This is a genomic window from Sphingobium sp. CCH11-B1 (genome assembly GCF_001556865.1).
Taxonomy (GTDB): domain Bacteria; phylum Pseudomonadota; class Alphaproteobacteria; order Sphingomonadales; family Sphingomonadaceae; genus Sphingobium.
Map to the genome: position 1 here is coordinate 1 of NZ_LSJY01000130.1, position 20,558 is coordinate 20,558.

Below are 20,558 nucleotides of genomic sequence, written 5' to 3' on the forward strand. Positions count from 1 at the left end.
CTGCGCGCGCCTCCGGTCGGGCTACGCCCGCCCTCCGCCGCACGCAGCGCAAGGCCATCTTCAACAAACCAGCATCATATTATCCGAAAAGGGGGTCCCTCTTCGACGCCGATCGGGGGTCCCTTTTGAACGCCGTTTGACAATCCTGCTGAGCCGCACGCCCTATAATGCCGACAAATCGACCAGTCGGAACCGAAGCCAAAGAATAGAGGAAATCCTGCCCGTCATGGACGCGGAGTTCGTCAATGACGGTTACATCCGCGTCTATCAGGACGTGCGCGGCCTTGACGGGTCGGAAGGCGACTACGTCATGAACCGGCCACTGCGTGGGCCCCTCAATCCGACCAAGGTCGATCACGCCACCGACGCCTATGACACGATCGATTGGCTGGTCAAGAATGTGAAGGAGAGCAACGGCAAGGTCGGCATCACCGGCTCCTCCTATCTTGGCTTCACCTCACTTATGGCGCTGATCGACCCGCATCCGGCGCTCAAGGCCGCGGTGCCGCAAAGCCCGATGGTCGACGGATGGATGGGCGATGACTGGTTCCACAACGGCGCGTTCCGCACTTTCGGCTTCGACTATGACCTGAGCCAGACGGTGAAGAAGGGCGGCGGCGCGGTGCCCAAGGGCACGGGCGACGAATATAGCGCCTATCTGGAGGCGGGATCGGCAGCCGACTATGCCAAGGCCTACGGCCTGCTGGACTTGCCCGTGGTGCGCAAGGTGCTGGAACATCCCAGCTATGACGCATGGTGGCAGGGGCAGGCGGTCGACAAGGTGCTGGAGAAGCGGAAACTGACCGTTCCGACCATGTTGGTCGTCGGCCAGTGGGACCAGGAGGACAGCTATGGTGCCCCAGCGGTCTATCAGGCGCTCGAAAAGCAGGACAGCGCCAACGACATGGTCAGCCTCGTCATCGGCCCGTGGCGCCATAGCCAAGTCAATTATGAGGCGCGCGCACTCGGGCCGTTGCAGTGGGAAGGCGACACCGGCCTTCAATTCCGCACCCGTTATATGAAGCCCTTCCTTGACTGTCACCTCAAGACCAATCCGCCATCCTGCGCCACGCCGCCCGTGTTGACCTATGCGACCGGCGCAAACCGCTGGGAGGTATCGCAGCAATGGCCGGCAGGTGCACCGACCCCGCTATACCTGGGCGGCAATTTCGGCCTGTCATGGACCAAGCCGGAGGCTGGCAGTGACAGCTATGTCTCCGACCCCGCCAAGCCAGTGCCGATGCTGCCCCGCCCGGTCCACATGCAGGGCGAGGAATGGCGCACCTGGCTGGTGCACGACCAGCGTTTCGTCGATGGCCGCCCCGACGTGTTGAGCTACACGACCGGCGCGCTCGACAAGCCGGTGCACATCAAGGGTGCGCCGAAAGTGGATCTGCGCGCGGCAACGACCGGGCGCGACAGTGATTTCGTGGTCAAGCTGATCGACGTCTATCCGCAGGAGAATGCGGACAATCCGACAATGGCCGGCTACCAGCTCGGCATCGGCATCGAGATTTTCCGCGGTCGCTACGTCCACGGTTTTTCCACCCCCGCCCCATTGGAACCGGGCAAGACCTACACCTTCCAGTGGTCGCTCCCCAATGTCGATCATGTCTTTTTGCCGGGCCACAAGATCATGGTGCAGGTGCAGTCGAGCCTGTTCCCGCTCTATGACCGCAATCCGCAAAGCTGGGTGAACTCTATCATGGAGGCCAGGCCCGAAGACTATGTGAAGGCGACCGAGACGATCCACCGGGGCGGTGATGCGGCCAGCGCCGTCTGGCTTCCAATCGTTCAGGACTAACCTGTGGCGACGCTTGAAGCCCCACACCGCCTCTCCCGTCAGCCTTCATATTTTGGCGCCTTGTCGAAGTCCGCCTTGCCGAAGGGTTTGTCGGTGAAAAGATACCCATAGTAGAAATCGCGCAGGCGCTTGTGAAAGGCGCGGATGCGGTCCTGATAGGCGAGTTGCGCCTGCATGTCCGTCTGCGCGATGCGCGCAAGCACGGACTGAACGCCGACCGAAGGCAGCAGCCAGCCAATGGCATGAGCGGCCGCGTCGCGCGCCTCTATGGCGTTGCGATAGTCTGCGACCTTTTTCGCGACGCTCTCATCACCCACCTGATGAAAGGCGAGATACCATTTATAATGGAAAGCATCCGTCAACGGCGGGCTGTCCTTCCATTCGGGATGGTTGGCGTAGAACGCCCGCATCGTGTCCTCGCGCGGAATGTCCCAGGCGCGGTTCACCGCCTCTCGCTGGGCCAAGCTGATCTCGACGCCCTGACCGACCGGAATCGCCCGGTTGATCGCGACATGCGCAATAGTGGGCAGGATCAGCGTCAGCACCAGCCATAGACCCGCCAGCGTCGCGGCATTGGCGACCGAACTCCAGCGCAGCCGCCCGATCAGCAACGTAACGCCGATCCAGAAGGCGAGGTAGAGGGCAACCAAGCCCAGCACAGCCAGCAGTTGAGCGGCGGGCACATGCGACAGGATTGCGCCGATCGACAGTGGCAAGCCAAGCGCAAGGAAGAGAAGGCCGCCGCGCAAGCCCACGCGCCGCGCCCAAAGATGACGTCCCGATCCCACCAGGGCGTCGAGCATCCGCAATCGGCCCGCTTCCCGTTCGCCCGATACCAGATCGTGGAACAACGCGATCACGAAGAGCGGCGTCAGATAGACGAGAACGAAGGAGAAATCGAAGCGGCCGGGCAAGGCCAGTTCGGGGTTGAAGGCTTCGCCGTCATAAAGCTGCGCTTCCAGTCCAAGCGCGCGGACCCGCAGGATGTAGGGCGCGACATCGCGCAGTCCGAGCGCGGCGAAGGCAAGCGGCGCGGGTGCGTCCCAGGTCGCATGAAAGCTGTAATAGGCGGCGCTTCCTGCATCCTTTTCCCTGTCCACCCATTGGGCGATGCTGGCGATATCCTGTGCCTGTTTGGGCTGGATACGGGCGATGACATCCCGCTGCCGGTCTATCTCCGCCATGCCTGCTACCACAGCGGCGCAGGCCAGAAGAGCGACGAGCAGCAGCGCCAGCGCGGCCATGCGCGATCGCAGCAACAGGCGCAGTTCGTGGGCGATGAGGGTCATGAACGGGCTTTCTGAAGATGACGCGCGACAGGCAGCAAGGCCAGCGCGGCGAGGATGAGCCAGCCGAGGAGCAGGCCAAGGCCGGGAAGGCTGGCCTTCACCAGATCGGCGGCCCTGGCGGCTTTGAAGCGAAATGGGGGAATTTCATGCCAGTGCTCGGCAGAAATACGCTTGCGCTGATCGGCCCCTGCGTCTTTCGCAGTGTCATTGGCGTAGCTGACAGCGTCGGCCTGAAGCCGGTTCAGCCGTTGCACCATATCGTAGCGATAGGCTTCCACCTGTGTGAGGAAACGGCGATGCCCTTCCAGATCGGTGCCGGCCGCCGCCATGGACAGCTGCCGTAGCGAAATGGCCGGGCTCACGATGCCAAAGCCGTCAGTCAGTCGGCTCTGCGCTCGCTGTACCCCGAAACTGCGATCGGCATATTCGTCGAATAGCCGGGATGTCAGCTTTTCGCCCTCCACTGCCAGCAGCCCCTTATAGTTGACCGGCAGATCCTCGACGCGGGTCACGCCATATTGGCGTAGCGTCTTTTCCTTGAACGCGGTGAAGAAGGGATCGTCAGGATTGTGGCTGTCGCCCAGCTTGTGCAGGTCATGCGCGATGGCGATATCGGTCTCCAGCCGCGTGGGCAGCGCATGCGCCTGCGACGCCACGTCCGGGGCAATCCGTGGTACCAGGATCACCAGCACCGCCCAAAGCGCCAGTAGGGCCAGCAGCGCATCGCGCCCGCGCCTGACCAGCGCGGATACGAGGATGGTGATGATCGCCCAGAGCGCGAGATAGGCGGCATAGCCAAGCGCGATCACCAGCATGGGTCCGGCCAGCGCGCTGGGTTGCCCCGCGATCAGCAGAAAAGCGATCATGGCGGGCAGACCCACCAGCGCCGCGAGCAGCGCCAGCGCGAGCAGCTTACCCAGGATCAATGCGCGCGCGGATACGCCCTGCGCCAGCATCTGTCGCAAAGTGCCGCGTTCGCGTTCGCGTGCGACCGCGCCATAGCCCAGAAAGATCAGCAGCAGCGGCGCGATCACCTGCAACACGAAGGCGGGCGTCAACTGGCCAAAGCGGACGAGCAGCGACGATTGGCGGACATCGCCGAAATTGGCGCTGTTCTGGCGATGCCCCTCCAGGAACATGCTGTTGCCGGTGAAGGCGTCCACGCCGGGATCGAAGGCGGCGAGCGGCCCCAGCGGACGAAAGATGAAATTGCCATAATGGACCATCCGGTGCGGATGACGATCGGGCTGGGCCTCGAAGGCTTCGCTGGCCTGCGCCTGAAAGCGGGCGCGGGTTTCGGCAATGGATCGCTGGTGGGACCAACTGATGAGCGCCGCCGAAAGTGTCAGCAGAACGAGCAGCGCAAAGGCAATCACAGCGACCCGGTTGCGTCGCATCAGTCGCAGTTCGTCCCGCGCGATCAGGCTGATGGCGCTCATGCGGCGACGACCTCCCGCGCGAATTTCCTGTGCAGTTCGCGCACGTCGAACCGCTCTTCGCCCTGCGCCGATGCTTCGTCGACGATGCGGCCGGATCCCAGAAAACCGATGCGGTCGGCGATGTCGGCTGCCGACAACAGGTCATGCGTCACCATCAACACCGCCGCGCCCTTGCGCGCGACATCATGGACCAGTCGGTTGAAATCGGCGGTGGCGCGGGGGTCGAGGCCGGATGACGGCTCGTCCAGCAACAGCACCGGCACTTCGCGCAGCAGGGCGATGGCGATCGCCACCTTCTGCCGCATGCCTTTGGAAAAGCCGCCAAGCCGCTTGTCCCATGCGGCATTCTGCAATCCGGTCGCTTCGAATGCGCCATCAATGGCGTCCCGCGTCGGGTGGCGCCCCGCCAGGGCCAGCAAATAGGCGGCGTTTTCCCGCGCTGTCAGATGTTCGTAGAGGGCCACATTTTCCGGCACATAAGCGATCTGCTCCCGCGCCTTGTCCGGCGCTGCGGCCGGATCATGCCCAGCGACCAGCACGGTTCCGCTGTCGGGCCTAGCAAAGCCAAGCAACGTGGACATGGTGGTCGATTTGCCCGCGCCGTTGCCGCCCAGCAGCGCGTAAATCTCACCGGCATCGACATGCAGGCTGAGGCCGCGCAGCACAGGATGGCTGCCATAAGACAGGCTGACGTCGGACAATAGGATGCGCTGGCCGATTGCGGTCAGGGACATGGAAAAGGCTCCTTGGCTGTTGCCCCGGAGCATTTCGCCAACACAGCAATCTGTCAATGGGACGTTATAACATTTTCAGTTGCACCCTGCGGACGATCGCATTAGGGGGCTGGCGGTCAATGATATTCCATATCATTAGCAGTACAGGGGGGCCATCATGAATATCCTTTCTCTGCGGTTCGCGTTGCTCGCGTCCGCAATCTCCGCCATCGCGCCGTCCGCTCTGGCTCAGGAATCCGTGCCGGGCGAGAGCGAGAACGATATTCTTGTCACCGGTTCGCGCGAGGCGAACGCCAGCATCAATGGTTTGGTCGTCGATCCCATCTTGCTGCCGCAGAATGTGCGCATCCTTGGCAGTAGCCTGATCGAAGAGACAGGGTTCACCGATCTGTCCCAATTGTTCGATCTCGCTGGCGGCATGGCCCGGCAGAACAGCTTCGGCGGCGCTTGGGACGCCTATGCCATTCGCGGCTTTTCCGGCGACATCAATCAGGGGCCGGACCTGCTGCTCAATCGTTTCAACGCCAATCGCGGGTTCAACGCGCGGCGCGACGTGGCCACGGTCGAGAGCTTCCAGGTGCTCAAAGGGCCGGCTTCCGCCTTGTCGGGCAAGGGAGAGCCGGGCGGTTCGATCAACATCGTCACGAAAGCGCCGCTCGATCATTTCCATGCGTCGACCGAATTGTCCTATGCCAGTTACCACACGGTCCGGGCCAGCGCCGATTTCGGCGGCCCTGCGTCCGGGACCGTCTCGGCCCGGATGATCGCCGTCTATCAGCAGGGCGACAGTTTCCGGGACTTTAACAAGAGCGACCGCCTGCTATTGGCCCCCTCGGTCGCCTGGCAGCCGAGCGAGAGCGTGCGCTTCCTCTACCAGCTCGAATATAATCTGGTGCATTTCACCCATGACCGCGGCCTTGTCGCGGTAAATGGGGATGGCAAGGCGCTGCCGCGCAGCCGCTTCCTGGGCGAACCCAATGACGGCCAGATGCTCCAGCGCACGGGGCAGCATCAGGGTAGCGTGACGATCGACCTTGCAGACGGCGTGGCGCTGGAGGCGGGCGTTCAGTATCGTGATGGCGTGATGCAGGGCCAGTCGACGCACAACAGCGCGCTGATCGGCACGCAGCTGCGGCGGCAGTTGCGCATTCATGACTATGATTGGCAGGATTTGTCTGGCCGGGTGGAACTAAGCGCGAATGGTGCGCTGGGCGGCATCGACCATCAAATCCGGATCGGTGCCGACGCCTATAGTTATGACCAGCGCCGGGTCTTCTACCGCTTCAGCCCGACGGCGGCCAATCCCTATGACATCGACATCTTCAATCCGGTCTATGGCCAGCCCAAACCCGTCGCAGCGCTCAACCAGAACCTGTTGGAGCAGCAGCGCGGCGAGAGCGTCTACGCGCAGGATCTCCTGACCCTCGACGATCGCTTCAGCCTGCTGCTCGGCGTCCGGCACGACTGGATTCGCCAGCGCGTCAACAACTACCGCAGCGGCGCGGTCGACCGGCAAAGCCCGTCCGTCACCTCGCCGCGCGCCGCCTTCACCTTCGCGCCCAGCCAGTCGCTGTCCGCCTATGTCAGTTGGGGGCGATCCTTCCGCTTCAACCAGGGCGTCGATGCCAATTCGGACCCCTATGCCCCGGAACGCGGGGAAGCGCTGGAAGGCGGCGTCAAATATGCTCTGCTGAACAAGCGGCTGACCGGCACCCTCTCGCTATTCCGCATTACGAAGAAGAATGTTCTCGTCAGCGACGGCACCAGTAGCGGTTTCTCGATCGCGGCTGGCGAAGCACGAAGCAAGGGCTTCGAACTCGACCTGAATTACGCCCTGGATGAGCGGTTCAACCTGACCGCCGTCTACGCCTATACCGATGCGGAGGTGACCAGGGACACACGGCCCGCGCTGGTGGGATCGGGTCTCAGCAACGTACCGCGTCATTCCGGGGCCATATATGGCCACTGGCAATCCAACGCGACCAATCCCGGATCGATCGGTCTGGGCGCAGGCCTCACCTATGTCGGCGAAAGGCCCGGCGATGACGTCAACAGCGGCTTCCGCCTGCCCGATTATGTCACCGCGCGCCTCAACCTGTCTTATCAGGTCAACAGGCATGTCGCGCTGCATCTCGACGCGGAAAATCTGTTCGACGCCTATTATCTGGAAAGCAGCTACAGCAATGTCTGGATCACGCCAGGCACGCCGCGCACCATTCGTGGAAGGCTGGTGCTGTCGTTTTGATCAGGAAATTTGGCGCCCCTCTCATCCTCTCAACTCTTCTGCTGAGCCATCCTGCCACTGCCCAGCGCACAGATGAAAATGCGGTGCGCGAAGCGGAGGATGGTTTCGGAAAAAGCGTCGGCAGCGATTCCGTTGGCATCTATGCCAGCGGCAATGTTCGGGGCTTTTCCGCCAGCGACGCTGGCAATAACCGGGTCGAGGGCCTTTATTTCGACAAGGCAGGCCAGATCAGCAATGTGATCGTACGTGGCTCCACGGTCAGGGTCGGGCTCACCGCCTTCGGCTATCCCTTCCCCGCGCCGACCGGCATCGTCGACGCCGATCTCCGGCGGGTCGGCGACAAGCCGGTCGTCAGCGTCCAGCTCAGCAGCGGCGACTATCTCGGCACGGATCTGGTGATCGACGCCGCTGTGCCGGTGACGGAGAAGCTCGATGTCAATCTCGACCTTGGCCTCTATGACGATGAATATGTCAGCGGCGCGAGCGCCTGGTTCGTCAGCTATGGCGGCGTGATACGCTACCGCCCGGTGCAGGGGGTGGAGGCTACCGCCTTCGTCGCGGGCTATCGCTATGGCGATGAGGAGCAAGCGCCGGTCCTCTATACCGTGGATGGCGCGCCGCCGCCCCGCATCAAGCGTCGGCGCTATTTCGGCCAGGACTGGGCCGATTGGGCGGGCGACAATCGCAATGTCGGCGGCACGATCAAGGCGAACCTTGGCCGGTGGCAGATCGCCATGGGCCTGTTCGACAGCCGCTTCATCAGGGACGAATATGCGTCCGCCTATTATTCCGGTGTCGATGCGCAAGGTCTCGGCCGTTCGACGCTGCTGGTCGGGCGGGACCAGAGCAATCGATCGACATCGGGCGAAGCTCGGGTGAGCCGCACCCTGGGCAGTGGCGCACTGGTGCATCGTCTGCTCTTCTCGGCAAGGGGGCGCCGGGCGGAAGCGCGCTATGGCGGCTTCGACACGATCGATTTGGGAGAGGCGACGATCGGCGTCCCCAATCCACAGGAACGGCCGGATTTCGCATTTGGCGAACGGACCCGTGATCGGGTGCGACAGATGAATTACTCGGCCGGCTATGAGACGCGCTGGCGCGGTGTCGGCGAGTTCAACCTGGGCGTCACGCGGGCCGATTATCGCAAGACGGTCGCGCAGCCCGGCCTTCCTGTTGAAGTGGTGCATGATCGCCCATGGCTCTGGAACGCGGCAATCGCCGTGACGCCGACCGCGACGACGACAGTCTATGGCGCGATGACACGCGGGCTGGAGGAAAGCGGCATCGCGCCCGCCAACGCCGTCAATCGCAACCTCGCCTTGCCCGCACTGCGGACGCGGCAAAAGGAAATCGGCCTGCGTCAGCAACTGCCCGGCGGCATGAAGCTGGTTGCGGCGCTCTTCGACCTGCGCAAACCCTATTTTGACATCGACAGCCGCGACGGCTTTTATCGCGCATTGGGAGATGTGCGGCATCGCGGCCTTGAAGCGTCTCTTGCCGGTGAGCCCTTCGCTGGCATGAATATGGTGATCGGCGCGGTTTATCTGCGCCCCCGCGTGACCGGGCAGGCCGTCGATGAAGGGCGCCTGGGCGAGAAGCCGATCGGCCGCACGAGCCTGACCGTCGATGCCAACCTCGACTATCGCCTGCCCCACATGCCCGCGCTGTCGTTCGACATGCATCTGCTCTACGAGGGCAAGAAGGTCGCCAATGCCGCGAACAGCGCGACATTGCCGGCACAGGCGGTTATCGACCTTGGCGCGCGCTATCGAACAAAAATAGGTGGAATTCCGACCTTGGTGCGGCTCCAGGCGAAGAATGTGACGGATGTCTTTGGCTGGAAGGTGTCGGGCGGCGGGGGGTATGCCTTGTTGCCGGGGAGAAGACTGGCAGCGGTCCTTACCATGGACATCTAGAACTGGATGTTTCTGGATTGAGCCTTCAACTGCCTGATACGGCCTAGTGACCTCGCTTCCAACTTCTTCTCAAGTTCGGCAATGGCTGGCCAGTGGCCCCGCGTTTTTGCGCTTGCCTGATCCGGGGAGAAGCATATAGCCGGAGTAATAAATCATATAGGATATTGGAGGAGTGGAATGAGGAAAGCCTTCATCGCAGGCCTGGTCTTGACGATGGCCGCCAGTGGCGCGCTAGCGCAGCCAGTACCCAGCCAAACTAATTCCGCCTCGCCGGCGCCTGCGGTGATCGAGGATTTCAAGCCATCTACACTCAATCAGCCGGGGCAGGCCTATCCGCAGGTCAATTCGCAGGGCTATGTGCGGTTCAAGGTGATTGCGCCCGAAGCAAAGGCGGTGCGCGCTACGCTGGGCCTTGGCGGGCGTGGCGGAACCATGCTGACCAAGCAGCCGGACGGATCATGGATGGGCACGTCCGAAGGCCCTCTCGACGAGGGATTTCACTATTATCATCTCAATGTCGACGGCGGCACCTTCAACGATCCTGGGGCGCTGAATTTCTACGGCAGCATCCGCTGGGAGAGCGGGATCGAAGTCCCGGCACACGACGCGGACTTCTATGCCGTGAAGGACGTGCCGCACGGACAGGTGTCGCAGATCCTGTTCCCCTCGCCCAGCACCGGCATGCACCGTCGCGCCTTCGTCTATACGCCGCCCGGCTATGACGTAAAGCTCAAGGAACGCTATCCGGTGCTGTACCTGCAGCATGGCTGGGGCGAGGACGAGACCGCCTGGTCCAATCAGGGCCATGCCAACCTGATCATGGACAATCTGATCGCCGCCGGAAAGACGCGGCCGTTCATCATCGTCATGACCTATGGCATGACCAACGACGCGCGGCCGGGCACGCTGCCCAGCTTCGACATCAAGCCGTTCCAGACCGTCTTGGTCAACGAACTGATCCCCTATGTCGATACGCATTTCCGCACCCTGTCGGACCAGAAGCATCGCGCGCTGGCCGGCCTTTCCATGGGCGGGTTTGAAACCAAGGCGATCGCGCCCGCGAACCTCGACACATTCTCCCATATCGGCCTGTTCAGCGGCGGCAGCTTCTCGCTGGACGATGTCAACAAGACGCCGGGCTTCAAGGACAAGGTGAAGCTGCTCTTCGTCAGCTTTGGCAGCCGCGAACTGGAAGGCGGCCGCGCCCGTACGCCGGCGGGGACGCCCCGTCCGGACCCCCGCGCGGACTCGGATGCGCTGAAGAAGGCGGGCTATCCCAGCGTCTTTTACGTGTCGCAGGACACGGCGCATGAATTCCTGTCCTGGCGGCGCAGCCTGCGGGAATTCGCACCGCTGCTGTTCCGCGATTGAGGCGCGAGCGGGCTGATGCCGCCAACGGCGTCAGGCCGCCGGCTCGCCGGCTTCAGCGTCGGTCCGCAGGCGATAGCCGATCCCTAATTCATTGGTAATGATACGGGGGCGCTGCGGGTCCGCCTCCAGCTTCTGCCGCAGGGTGCGGACGAGGACGCGCAGATATTCGACATGATGGTCATGCTCGTTCGGCCAAACCTCCGCCATGATTTGCCGGTGGGTGATGACGCGGCCGGGATAGCGCGCCAACTGGGCCAGCACGCCATATTCCTTCGGCGTCAGGTGGACCTCCGCCCCGCCCCTGCGGATCGTTCGCGTCAGCAGGTCGATCTCCACTTCACCGGCGCGCACGGTCGCGCTGCCACCGTCGCGCGTCGTGCGGTTGCGCAGCGCAACCCGCACACGCGCCAGTAGCTCGTCCGTGTCGAACGGCTTGGTCAGATAGTCGTCCGCGCCCAGGTCGAGCGCGGCGACCTTTTGATCGGTTGCATCCCGCGCGGACACGACGATCAGCGTGGTGCCAGATTTCTGCTTGATCAGCGGCACCAGTTCCAACCCGTCGCGATCCGGCAGACCCAAGTCCAGCAGGCAGATGTCGGGCCGTTCCTCGGCCAGCTTTTCCATCGCCTCGCGCCCGGTCCCAGCCTCCACGGTCGCATAGTCGGCACGCGTCAGGGCAGCGTGGATCAACTTGCGGATTTGCGGTTCGTCATCGACGATCAGCACCTTGTGGCGCGACTTCATGCGATATCCTCAGCGGTTGGGGCGGACAGGATCAAATTCTGCGGAACCGTGATGGTAAAGCAGGCGCCGCGCGGATCGGCGTTGTTCGCGGCCGACACGGTGAGGCCCATGGCTTCCGCAAAGCCTTTGACGATGGCGAGGCCTAGGCCGGTGCCATGCTTGATGCGGTCGGACCCTTCGAACCGGGCGAAGGTTTCGAACAATCGCTCCTCCATACCAGGCGGAATGCCGGGCCCTTCGTCGATCACGGACAGCAGGATCGCATCGGGCGAACGGCGTCCGCGCACGCGTACGGGCGTGCCTGGATCGGCATAGCGCCCCGCATTGTCGAGAAGGTTGATGAGGCAATGATGCAGCAGCGTCGGATCGACCTGGACGAAAGGTATGTCTGGCGAGATGTCTACCAGCACTTCATGCCCGGCCAATGATCGCCGCGTGTCGTGCACGGCGCTCGCCACCGCGTCGAACAGGTCGGTGGGCTCGGCCTTCAATGGCAGCGCGCCCGCCTCTACCCGCGCCATGTCCAGCAGGTTCGCGACGAAGCGGTTGAGCCGCTGCGCCTCCATGTCGATGCTGTCGAGCAGGTCGGACGGCTGTTCCCGCTTGAGTTCATGCACTGCCGACAGGATGGTCGTCAGCGGCGTGCGCAGATCGTGGCTGACCGAAGAGAGCAGCGCCGCGCGCAGCCGGTCGCGTTCGCGGATCTGGCGCGCATCCAGCATCTCTTCCTCCAGCGCCATGCGATCGAAGGCGATCGATGCCTGGTCCAGCAGGCTCATGAGCAGCGGCAACTGGTCGGATCGCAGCGGTTCCCCGGCATCCTCGTTGGCGAGGCCAAGCACGGCCAGCACGCCGCGTGTCGTGCGCAAGGGGTGAAACAGCCAGTCGGACGCGGTCAGCGTGGACGATCCTCGTCCGGCCGGCTGGTCATTGTCCATCGCCCATTGCGCCGCCGCCTTTTCGATCTGGCCCAGCCGGTCCTCCGGCGGCACCGCGGCTGCGAGTTGCGGCCCGTCGCGCGAAGGCAGCAGCAACACCGTGCGCACCGATAGCAGCCGCGCCACTTCGCCGCAGATCGCCTGCATCAGCTCCTCGCGGCTCGCCGACGCCGTAAGGCCACGAGAAAAGCCCGCGAGCGCCGCATTCTGGCGCGCGCTGGACTGGGCAAGGTCCGCCTGCGCCCGCACCCGCGCGCCGAATTGCCCGGTGACGATCGCCACCCCCAGAAAGACGAGGATGCTGATGACATTTTCCGGATTGCTGACCGTCAGTGTGCCAGTGGGCGGCAGGAAGAAGAAATTATAGGCAAGGCTGGAGACCGCGCCGGCGAAAAGACCCGCGCGCAGACCGAAGGACGCCGCCGCGAACAGGACCGGGACCAGATAGAGCAAGGCGATATTGCCAAGCTCGATCACTTCCAGCAGCAGCCGACCCACCGCCGTCATCGCCGCGATCATCAGCGTGGACCAAAGATAGTCGAGCGGCCGGCCCCAGTGCCGCGCGTTGCGTCGGGCCGGGATCTGGCGCGGCGTCGCCTTCACCTCCACTGGCAGGACGTGGATGGCGATGTCGCCGACGTCCCGCACCAGCCGGTCGACGACCGATCCGTGACGCAGTTCGAACCACCAGGGCCGGCTGGACTTGCCGATGACGATCTGAGTCGCGCGAACGTCGGCGGCGGCATGGCGCAGGCCTTCCACCACGGTTGGCGCGGCGATCGTCCCCGTCGTAGCGCCCAGCCGCGAGGCGAGCGCCATCGTATCGGCCAGTTGCGCCCGCTCCTGCGGCGTCAGCGCCAGGCTGCGTTGTGTTTCGATATGGATGGCGGACCACCGCGCCTTGAGCGCGTCGGCGAGCCGCTTGGCAGCGCGGACCAGCCCCTGCGCGCCCGGCGCTTCGCTGATCGCCACCAGCACCCTCTCTCCCGCCGCAAAGCTGCCGGCAAGCGCATGGGCGCGGACATAGTCCAGCATCTGCGCATCCACGGCCTGCGCCGCGCGGCGAAGCGCCAGTTCGCGCAAGGCGGTAAGGTTGCTTTTGGAGAAGAAGTGATTGAGCGCCCGGCTCGCCTCGGCCGGGATATAGACTTTGCCCTCCTTCAGCCGCTCGATCAGCTCGTCAGGCGGGATGTCCACCACTTCGATCTCCGCCATTTCCAATATGGCGTCCGGCACCGTTTCGCGCACTCGCACCCGTGTGAAGGAGGCGACGACGTCGTTGAGGCTCTCGACATGCTGGATATTGACGGTCGAATAGACGTCGATCCCCGCATCCAACAGTTCCTCGACATCCTGATAGCGTTTGGGGTGCCTGCTGCCCGGCGCATTGCTGTGGGCAAGTTCGTCCACCAGCACCAGCCGGGGCCGGCGGGCGAGGATCGCGTCAATGTCCATTTCGTGGAGCTGCCGCCCGGCGTGATCGATCGAGCGCCGGGGAATGACCTCATGCCCGTGGAGAAGCGCTTCGGTTTCGCGCCGTCCGTGGGTTTCGACTACGCCGACCACGACATCCACGCCGGCCTTGAGCCGCTGCATCCCATCCGTTAGCATCTCGTAGGTCTTGCCGACGCCCGGCGCTGCGCCGAGGAATATCTTGAGGCGACCACGGCCTTCCTGCGCCGCCTGGCGCAGGAAGGCCTCCGGATCGCGTCGGTCAGGATCAGTCATCGATTGTTGGTAGCGCCAATCGCATCCAGCCGTCGATTGATTTCCAGCACATTGACGCGCGGCTCGCCCAGAAAGCCGAGCAGCGGCCGTTCAACGCTGGCGCTTACCAGCGCGCGCACCCTGTCGGTCGCCATGCCCCGCGCCTGCGCCACCCTGCTGACCTGGTAAAAGGCCGCGTCGGGGCTGATATGGGGGTCGAGCCCCGACGCAGAGGCAGTCACCAGATCGGACGGAACAACAAGATTAGGTGAGGTGCGGTTGGCGGCGATGTCCTGCTTCACCCGGTCGACCAGCGCGCGTGACGTGGGGCCGAGGTTGGAGCCGGACGAGGCCATGGCGTCATAGCCCTTGCCCGCCGCCGAGGGGCGAGGGTGGAAATAGCGATCGCTGGCGAAGGATTGGCCGATAAGCGCGGAGCCCACGACCTTTCCGTCCTGGCGGATCAGGCTGCCATTGGCCTGCGCCGGGAAGACCAGTTGGCCGATCGCGGTCAGCGCCAGGGGATAAACGACGCCCAGCAGCAGCGCGAAGAGCAAAGTCATCACGAGCGCGGGGCGTAAAGAGGTCAAGATATCCTTGTTCATGGCAGGCGTTCCTCAGGCAAGGCCAAGGCCGTTGACGACCAGATCGATCAGTTTGATACCCACGAACGGGGCGATCAGGCCGCCGAGGCCGTAGACAGCGAGATTGCGGGCAAGCAGCGGTCCGGCGCCGATCGGACGATAGGTCACGCCCTTGAGCGCCAGCGGCACCAGCAACGGAATGATGATCGCGTTGAAGATGATGGCTGACAGGATCGCGCTCTGCGGCGTCGCGAGGCCCATCAGGTTCAGCACGCCAAGACCCGGATAGAGCGCGACGAACATTGCCGGGATGATCGCGAAATATTTGGCGACGTCATTGGCGACGGAGAAGGTGGTGAGCGCCCCTCGCGTCATCAGCAGCTGTTTACCCAGTCCCACCACCTCGATCAGCTTCGTCGGATCGCTGTCGAGATCGACCATGTTGCCGGCTTCACGCGCGGCCTGCGTGCCGGTGTTCATCGCGACGCCGACATCCGCCTGCGCCAGCGCGGGGGCGTCGTTGGTGCCGTCGCCGCACATGGCGACCAGCCGTCCGCCCTCCTGTTCCTGACGGATCAGGGTCAGCTTGTCCTCCGGCGTCGCCTGGGCGAGGAAATCGTCCACTCCCGCCTCTGCGGCGATCGACGCGGCGGTCAGTGGATTGTCGCCCGTGATCATGACGGTGCGGATGCCCATGGCACGCAGTTCGCCGAAGCGTTCGCGGATGCCCGCCTTCACGATATCCTTGAGGAAGATCGCGCCCACCAGCACGCCGTCCCGCTCCACCGCGAGGGGCGTGCCGCCGGCGCGAGCGATCTCGTCTGTGATGCGGCGCAGTTCGGCGGCGGCCGGCGTGTCCGCGGCTTGCGGAACAGCCTTCAGGATCGAATCCACTGCCCCCTTGCGTACGGTCGATCCACCGATCTTTACGCCCGACACTCGGGTTTGCGCGGTGAAGGGGACGACCTCCGCTCCGTCCGGCAGCGCCATCAGGGTCTGGCCAAAGGATTCGCGCGCCAACACGACGATCGAACGGCCCTCGGGCGTCTCGTCGGCCAGGCTGGCGAGCAACGCTGCCTCTGCAAGCTGCGCGGTTGAGGCGCCACCCACCGGCCGGAACTCGGTCGCCTGGCGGTCCCCCACGGTGATCGTGCCGGTCTTGTCGAGCAGCAGCACGTCGATGTCACCCGCCGCCTCAACCGCGCGGCCCGACTTCGCCAGCACGTTGAATCGCACCAGCCGATCCATGCCCGCGATGCCGATGGCCGACAGCAGAGCCGCGATGGTCGTGGGGATGAGCGTGATGAGCAGCGCCGCGAGGATCGCCACGGGAATGGCACCGCCGGCATAGCTGGCAAAGGCGGGGATCGTGGCCACGGCGATCAGGAAGATGATGGTCAGGCCCACCAGCAACAGCGTCAGCGCGATTTCGTTCGGGGTCTTCTGGCGCTCCGCCCCTTCCACCAGCGCGATCATCCGATCGAGGAAGCCCTGGCCTGGATTGACCGTTACCCGCACCCGTATCTCGTCGGAGATGACGCGGGTACCGGCGGTGACGGCGGAACGGTCGCCACCCGCTTCACGGATCACGGGTGCGCTTTCGCCCGTGATCGCGGCTTCGTTGACGGATGCGACGCCGGACACGACCTCGCCGTCCGCCGGGATCAGGTCGCCGGTTTCGACCAGAACGACGTCCCCCATGCGCAGCGCGCTGGCCGGAACCTGATCGATCTCGCGCCCGTCGCCTTTCAGGCGCTTGGCGGTCAGTTCGGCCTTGGTCGCGCGCAGCGAGGCGGCCTGCGCCTTGCCGCGCCCTTCGGCAAGCGCTTCGGCAAAGGTACCGAACAGGACGGTCAGCCAGAGCCAGACGACCAGCTGTATCTTGAAGCCGGTCGCCAGGCCGTCCTGACCGACGACGAGCAGCACGGTCAGGAGCAGCGCCACCATGGCGGTCGTGAACATCACCGGATTGCGGATCAGTTGGCGGGGATCGAGTTTGCGGAAGGCGTCACCGATCGCAGGAACGATCAGGTCGGCGGTGAAGAGCGATTTGGACGCTGTGCGTGCCATGGTCAGGCTCCGATGCTTTAGAAGGTCTGGCCGCGGATCATCGCGAGATGATCGGCTATCGGCCCGAGGGCGAGGCTCGGCAGGAAGGTGAGGCCGCCAAGGATCAGGATGATGCCCACCAGCAGGCCGGTCCACAGCGGACCGGTCGTCGGGAAGCTGCCGGCGGTTTCCGGCGTATATTTCTTCGCCGCCAGGCCGCCGGCGATCGCCAGCATCGGCACGATGACGAAGAAACGGCCGATCCACATCGCCACGCCCAGCAGGCCGTTGTAGAAGGGCGTGTTGGCGGTGAGGCCCGCGAAGGCCGACCCGTTGTTGCCGACGCCGGACGTGAAGGCATAGAGGATCTCGGAAAAGCCGTGCGGCCCCTTGTTGAGCGGCCCGGCGAGGCCCGCTGGCATCACGCTCGCGATGGCGGTGAAGCCCAGGATCACGAGCGGCAGCACCGCGATGGCGAGCACGGCGAGCTTCACCTCCCGGCTCTCGATCTTCTTGCCGACATATTCGGGCGTGCGCCCGACCATCAGACCGGCGACGAACACGGCGAGGATCGCGAACAGCAGGAAGCCGTAGATGCCCGCCCCCACGCCGCCGACGACCACTTCGCCCAGCTGGATGTTGAGCAGCGGGATCATGCCTCCCAGGGCGGTGAAGCTGTCATGCATGGCATTGACCGCGCCGCAGCTTGCCGCCGTGGTGATGACAGAGAAGAGTGCCGAGGCGGCAATGCCGAAACGCAGCTCTTTCCCTTCCATATTGCCGCCTATGGCGCCCAGCTGGTGCAGGATCGGATTGCCGGCCGCTTCCTGCCAGTAGGTGACGGTGACGCCGATCAGGAAGATGGTCAGCATCGCGGCCAGGATCGCCCAGCCCTGCCGGACATTCCCCACCGCCTTGCCGAAGCAATAGGTGAGGCCGACGCCGATCGCGAAGATGGACAGCATTTCGACAAGGTTGGTGAGCGCGGTCGGATTTTCGAACGGATGCGCGGAGTTGGCGTTGAAGAAGCCGCCGCCGTTGGTGCCCAGCATCTTGATCGCTTCCTGGCTGGCCACCGGCCCAAGCGCGATCGTCTGCCGCGCGCCTTCCAGCGTGGTGGCGTCGACCGAGCCGGCCAGCGTCTGCGGCACGCCGCTCGCGATCAGGAACAGCGCATACATGACGCAGAGCGGCAGCAGCAGATATAGGGTCACCCGCGTGATATCCGCCCAGAAGTTCCCGATGCCCGTCGCCTCGCGCCGGGCAAAACCGCGGAACAGGGCAAAGGCGAGTGCAATGCCTGTGGCCGCCGACAGGAAATTGTGGATGCCGAGGCCCAGCATCTGGCTGAGGTTCGACATGGTCGATTCCCCGCCATAGCTCTGCCAGTTGGTGTTGGTCGTGAAGCTGACGGCGGTGTTGAACGCCAGATGCTCGCTCGTCCCGGCAAAGCCCAGCGGATTGAGCGGCAACACCGCCTGAAGCCGCAGCAGGGCATAGGTGAAGAACAGCAGCAGCGCGTTGAAGATCAGCATATGCACGGCATATCGCCGCCAGCCCTGTTCCTGCGCCGGATCGATGCCGGAAAGGCGGTAGAAGCCCCGTTCCACCGGCCCGAGCAGGCGGTGCAGCGGCGTGCTGCGCCCTTCATAGAGCGCGAAGAGCCAAAGGCCGATCGGCTTGACCAGCGCCAGCGTAATGCCGACGAAAGTAAGGATCAGCAGCCATCCCTGAAAAGTCATGATGTCGCTCCCTTCAATCAGAAGCGTTCGGGCCGCGCGAGCACGGCGACGAGATAGAGAAGAAGGCCGGCGGCGGTGAGCGCGGCCAGCCAGAGGTCCAGCGTCATGATATATCCCTCTTTGAAGGTCAGGCGCGCTCGCACAGCGCCGCATAGCCGAGCGTCGCGGCCAGCAAGCCCAGCGTCAGGGCGATCCAGTAAATGTCCTGCATGTCATCGTCTCCGCGGGCGGCGCCGCGGTTGTGCGGCCGATTCCCGTGCCGCGTGGTAATTAGGCCAGGGCGTCATTTATTTTCGAGAGACAGGACATGCCGGCCGCATAGTATTTGCATATGATTGGACGTAAAATCCCGTCCCTGCAGACGCCGGATCGCCGCGATGCCGTCGTCAAAGCGATTGCGCTATCCGGCTGATAGCTGTATCGCCCGCGCCATGGGGGGGGCCGGCAACGACCCTCGACGAGGGGGGGCTGTGTCATTCCGATGAACGACCGGATCAGGCGATCGCGCGGGGCGAAGGGGCTTTTCGCCCTGCTGCTGCTGTGCGCACTCGCGATCCGGGTGGCGATCCCGACCGGCTTCATGCCGACCCTTAGCGTCCACGGCCTCGTCATCACCCTTTGCACCGGGCAGGGAGCGGTCAAGGCCGTGCTGCCCATCGAAAAGCAAGGTGACTTGCCGGATCACCAAAGCAAGGCGGGCGAATGCGCCTTCGCCGTGGGTCTTGGCGGCGGGCTGATCGCTCCGCCGGCAACACCGATGCCCGCCTTGGTGCCGGCATTGCCACTGCTGATCGCCAGTCGCGCGATCGCGAACCTTACCGTCCACCGCCTCGCCGCGCCACCTCCCCCGGCGCAAGCCCCGCCCGCGCGCCTGTAGAGCACAGCCGCGCGGCAGACAAACTACGCTCGTTTGCCGCAGGATAGCCTGTGGGTCACCCCTGCAGGCTTGCCGCCAGTCCCGGACGGGACTGAGGGAAACGAGTTATCATCATGCCAATATATTCGCGGGGCCGACCGGCCCTGATCGTTCCGCCTTGCCGGGGCGACGCCTGACATGGGGTCTCGCACGCGCACGACGCTGCGGCGGGTCCATATGTGGCTCGGCCTTGGGACAGGGCTGTTGTTCGTCCTGCTGGGCCTCACCGGATCGGCGCTGGTCTTCTATCAGGAAATCGACGTCCTGCTACATCCCCGGATCCGGGTGGAAGCCGCTTCACCTGCGCCCGGCTGGTCCTCACCGGTCTGGGATCGCGCGCTCGCCACCGTTCGCGCCCATTGGCCCGCCGACGCCGGACAGTGGCGGTTTGAAGCTACCGGCGCACGCGGCCCCATCGCCGCGCGCCACTATCCCGGCGGCCCGCCCGGCAGTCATATGAGCGAGCGCATGATGGTCTGGCTATCGCCGGACGGCAGCCAGGTCCTACGCCAGGATCGCTGGGGCGATTATGCGATGAGCTGGATCTACGAACTGCATATGGACCTGCTGTCGGGAGAGATGGGCCACAGTATCGTGGGATGGTCCGGCCTGCTGCTCTTGCTGCTGCTGTTCAGTGGCCTGGCGGCCTGGTGGCCCCGGGGCAGTTGGCGCAAGGCGACCGGCTTCAAGCGCGGTGCTGCGCCGATCCGGCGGCTGTACGACATCCACAAGCTCGTCGGCCTGTCCGCGCTTCCGCTGTTGATACTCTTCGCCGTCACTGGGTTCATGCTCGCGCTGCCCACCCTCAGCGACCGGATGCTCGCGCATGTGGCGGGACCGCTCGATATCCAGCCGGTCACGCGATCTACCCCACGCCCCGGCGCACCTGTCCCGCTCGCAGTCGCGCTTGCAGCGGGTCATCGCGCGTTGCCCGATGCGCGCCTTGCCTGGATAGAGGTACCACCGCCCGGGCCAGGCGTCATCCGCTTGCGGGTGCAGGTGCCGGGCGATCCAAGCCGCCGCTTTCCGCACAGCTACATCCAGGTCGATCAATATAGTAGCGCGGTGCTGGCGGTGTTC

Annotated in this window: 15 protein-coding genes; 6 read left to right on the plus strand and 9 right to left on the minus strand. The window is 64.3% G+C overall.

Annotation, left to right across the window (positions count from 1 at the left end; all coding sequences use genetic code 11):
* Window positions 1-136: 136 nt before the first annotated feature.
* The gene (locus tag AX724_RS13320) at window positions 137-1,804 is read left to right on the plus strand and encodes a CocE/NonD family hydrolase (RefSeq protein ID WP_231736681.1); all 1,668 of its coding nucleotides are present in this window, start codon (window positions 137-139) and stop codon (window positions 1,802-1,804) included.
* 38 nt (window positions 1,805-1,842) lie between these two features.
* Here the strand turns inward: AX724_RS13320 and AX724_RS13325 are convergent, their stop codons facing one another.
* The 3 genes from AX724_RS13325 to AX724_RS13335 are packed head-to-tail and all read right to left on the minus strand — an operon-like array spanning window position 1,843 to window position 5,266.
* Window positions 1,843-3,093: a DUF3526 domain-containing protein gene (locus AX724_RS13325; RefSeq protein ID WP_066767288.1), complete on the minus strand. Its 1,251-nt coding sequence runs from the start codon at window positions 3,091-3,093 to the stop codon at window positions 1,843-1,845.
* The gene (locus tag AX724_RS13330) at window positions 3,090-4,532 is read right to left on the minus strand and encodes an ABC transporter permease (protein WP_066767289.1); all 1,443 of its coding nucleotides are present in this window, start codon (window positions 4,530-4,532) and stop codon (window positions 3,090-3,092) included. The genes AX724_RS13325 and AX724_RS13330 overlap by 4 nt, the downstream gene beginning before the upstream one ends.
* Complete coding sequence (locus tag AX724_RS13335) at window positions 4,529-5,266, minus strand: ABC transporter ATP-binding protein (protein WP_066767292.1); 738 nt, start codon at window positions 5,264-5,266, stop codon at window positions 4,529-4,531. Before AX724_RS13335 ends, AX724_RS13330 begins: the two co-directional genes overlap by 4 nt.
* Before the next feature lie 157 nt (window positions 5,267-5,423).
* Here AX724_RS13335 and AX724_RS13340 point away from each other — a divergent pair, with 157 nt between their 5' ends.
* The 3 genes from AX724_RS13340 (at window position 5,424) to AX724_RS13350 (ending at window position 10,798) form a co-directional block, all read left to right on the plus strand.
* Window positions 5,424-7,511, plus strand: a complete 2,088-nt coding sequence (locus AX724_RS13340) for a TonB-dependent siderophore receptor (RefSeq protein ID WP_066767295.1) — start codon at window positions 5,424-5,426, stop codon at window positions 7,509-7,511.
* Window positions 7,508-9,427 carry a TonB-dependent receptor gene (locus AX724_RS13345; protein WP_156448081.1) on the plus strand — a complete coding sequence of 640 codons (1,920 nt, stop codon included), beginning with the start codon at window positions 7,508-7,510 and terminating at the stop codon, window positions 9,425-9,427. Before AX724_RS13340 ends, AX724_RS13345 begins: the two co-directional genes overlap by 4 nt.
* A 177-nt stretch (window positions 9,428-9,604) precedes the next feature.
* A complete protein-coding gene (locus tag AX724_RS13350; RefSeq protein WP_082733530.1) occupies window positions 9,605-10,798 on the plus strand; it encodes an alpha/beta hydrolase-fold protein in 1,194 nt (397 codons plus the stop codon).
* 30 nt (window positions 10,799-10,828) lie between these two features.
* On the opposite strand, the gene AX724_RS13355 is transcribed toward AX724_RS13350, so the two are convergent.
* From AX724_RS13355 to AX724_RS13380, 6 genes are read right to left on the minus strand one after another with little or no spacing between them, the layout of a single operon-like run.
* Window positions 10,829-11,542 carry a response regulator gene (locus tag AX724_RS13355; protein WP_066767301.1) on the minus strand — a complete coding sequence of 238 codons (714 nt, stop codon included), beginning with the start codon at window positions 11,540-11,542 and terminating at the stop codon, window positions 10,829-10,831.
* A complete protein-coding gene (locus AX724_RS13360; protein ID WP_066767302.1) occupies window positions 11,539-14,208 on the minus strand; it encodes a sensor histidine kinase in 2,670 nt (889 codons plus the stop codon). Before AX724_RS13360 ends, AX724_RS13355 begins: the two co-directional genes overlap by 4 nt.
* Window positions 14,205-14,792, minus strand: coding sequence for a potassium-transporting ATPase subunit KdpC (gene kdpC, locus AX724_RS13365; RefSeq protein WP_066767303.1), 588 nt, complete (start codon window positions 14,790-14,792; stop codon window positions 14,205-14,207). The genes AX724_RS13360 and kdpC overlap by 4 nt, the downstream gene beginning before the upstream one ends.
* A 12-nt stretch (window positions 14,793-14,804) precedes the next feature.
* Window positions 14,805-16,841, minus strand: a complete 2,037-nt coding sequence (gene kdpB, locus AX724_RS13370; protein ID WP_066767304.1) for a potassium-transporting ATPase subunit KdpB — start codon at window positions 16,839-16,841, stop codon at window positions 14,805-14,807.
* 17 nt (window positions 16,842-16,858) lie between these two features.
* Window positions 16,859-18,562: a potassium-transporting ATPase subunit KdpA gene (gene kdpA, locus AX724_RS13375; RefSeq protein WP_066767306.1), complete on the minus strand. Its 1,704-nt coding sequence runs from the start codon at window positions 18,560-18,562 to the stop codon at window positions 16,859-16,861.
* A 17-nt stretch (window positions 18,563-18,579) separates the two neighbouring features.
* Window positions 18,580-18,669, minus strand: a complete 90-nt coding sequence (locus AX724_RS13380; protein WP_066767308.1) for a potassium-transporting ATPase subunit F — start codon at window positions 18,667-18,669, stop codon at window positions 18,580-18,582.
* Between the two features lie 374 nt (window positions 18,670-19,043).
* Between AX724_RS13380 and AX724_RS13385 the strand changes: the two genes are divergently transcribed.
* Both AX724_RS13385 and AX724_RS13390 read left to right on the plus strand, forming a co-directional pair.
* Entirely contained in the window at window positions 19,044-19,439 is a 396-nt protein-coding gene (locus AX724_RS13385) for a DUF2946 family protein (RefSeq protein WP_066767310.1), read from the plus strand.
* A 177-nt stretch (window positions 19,440-19,616) separates the two neighbouring features.
* The coding region (locus tag AX724_RS13390; RefSeq protein WP_156448082.1) for a PepSY-associated TM helix domain-containing protein at window positions 19,617-20,558 on the plus strand (942 nt) is incomplete at its 3' end.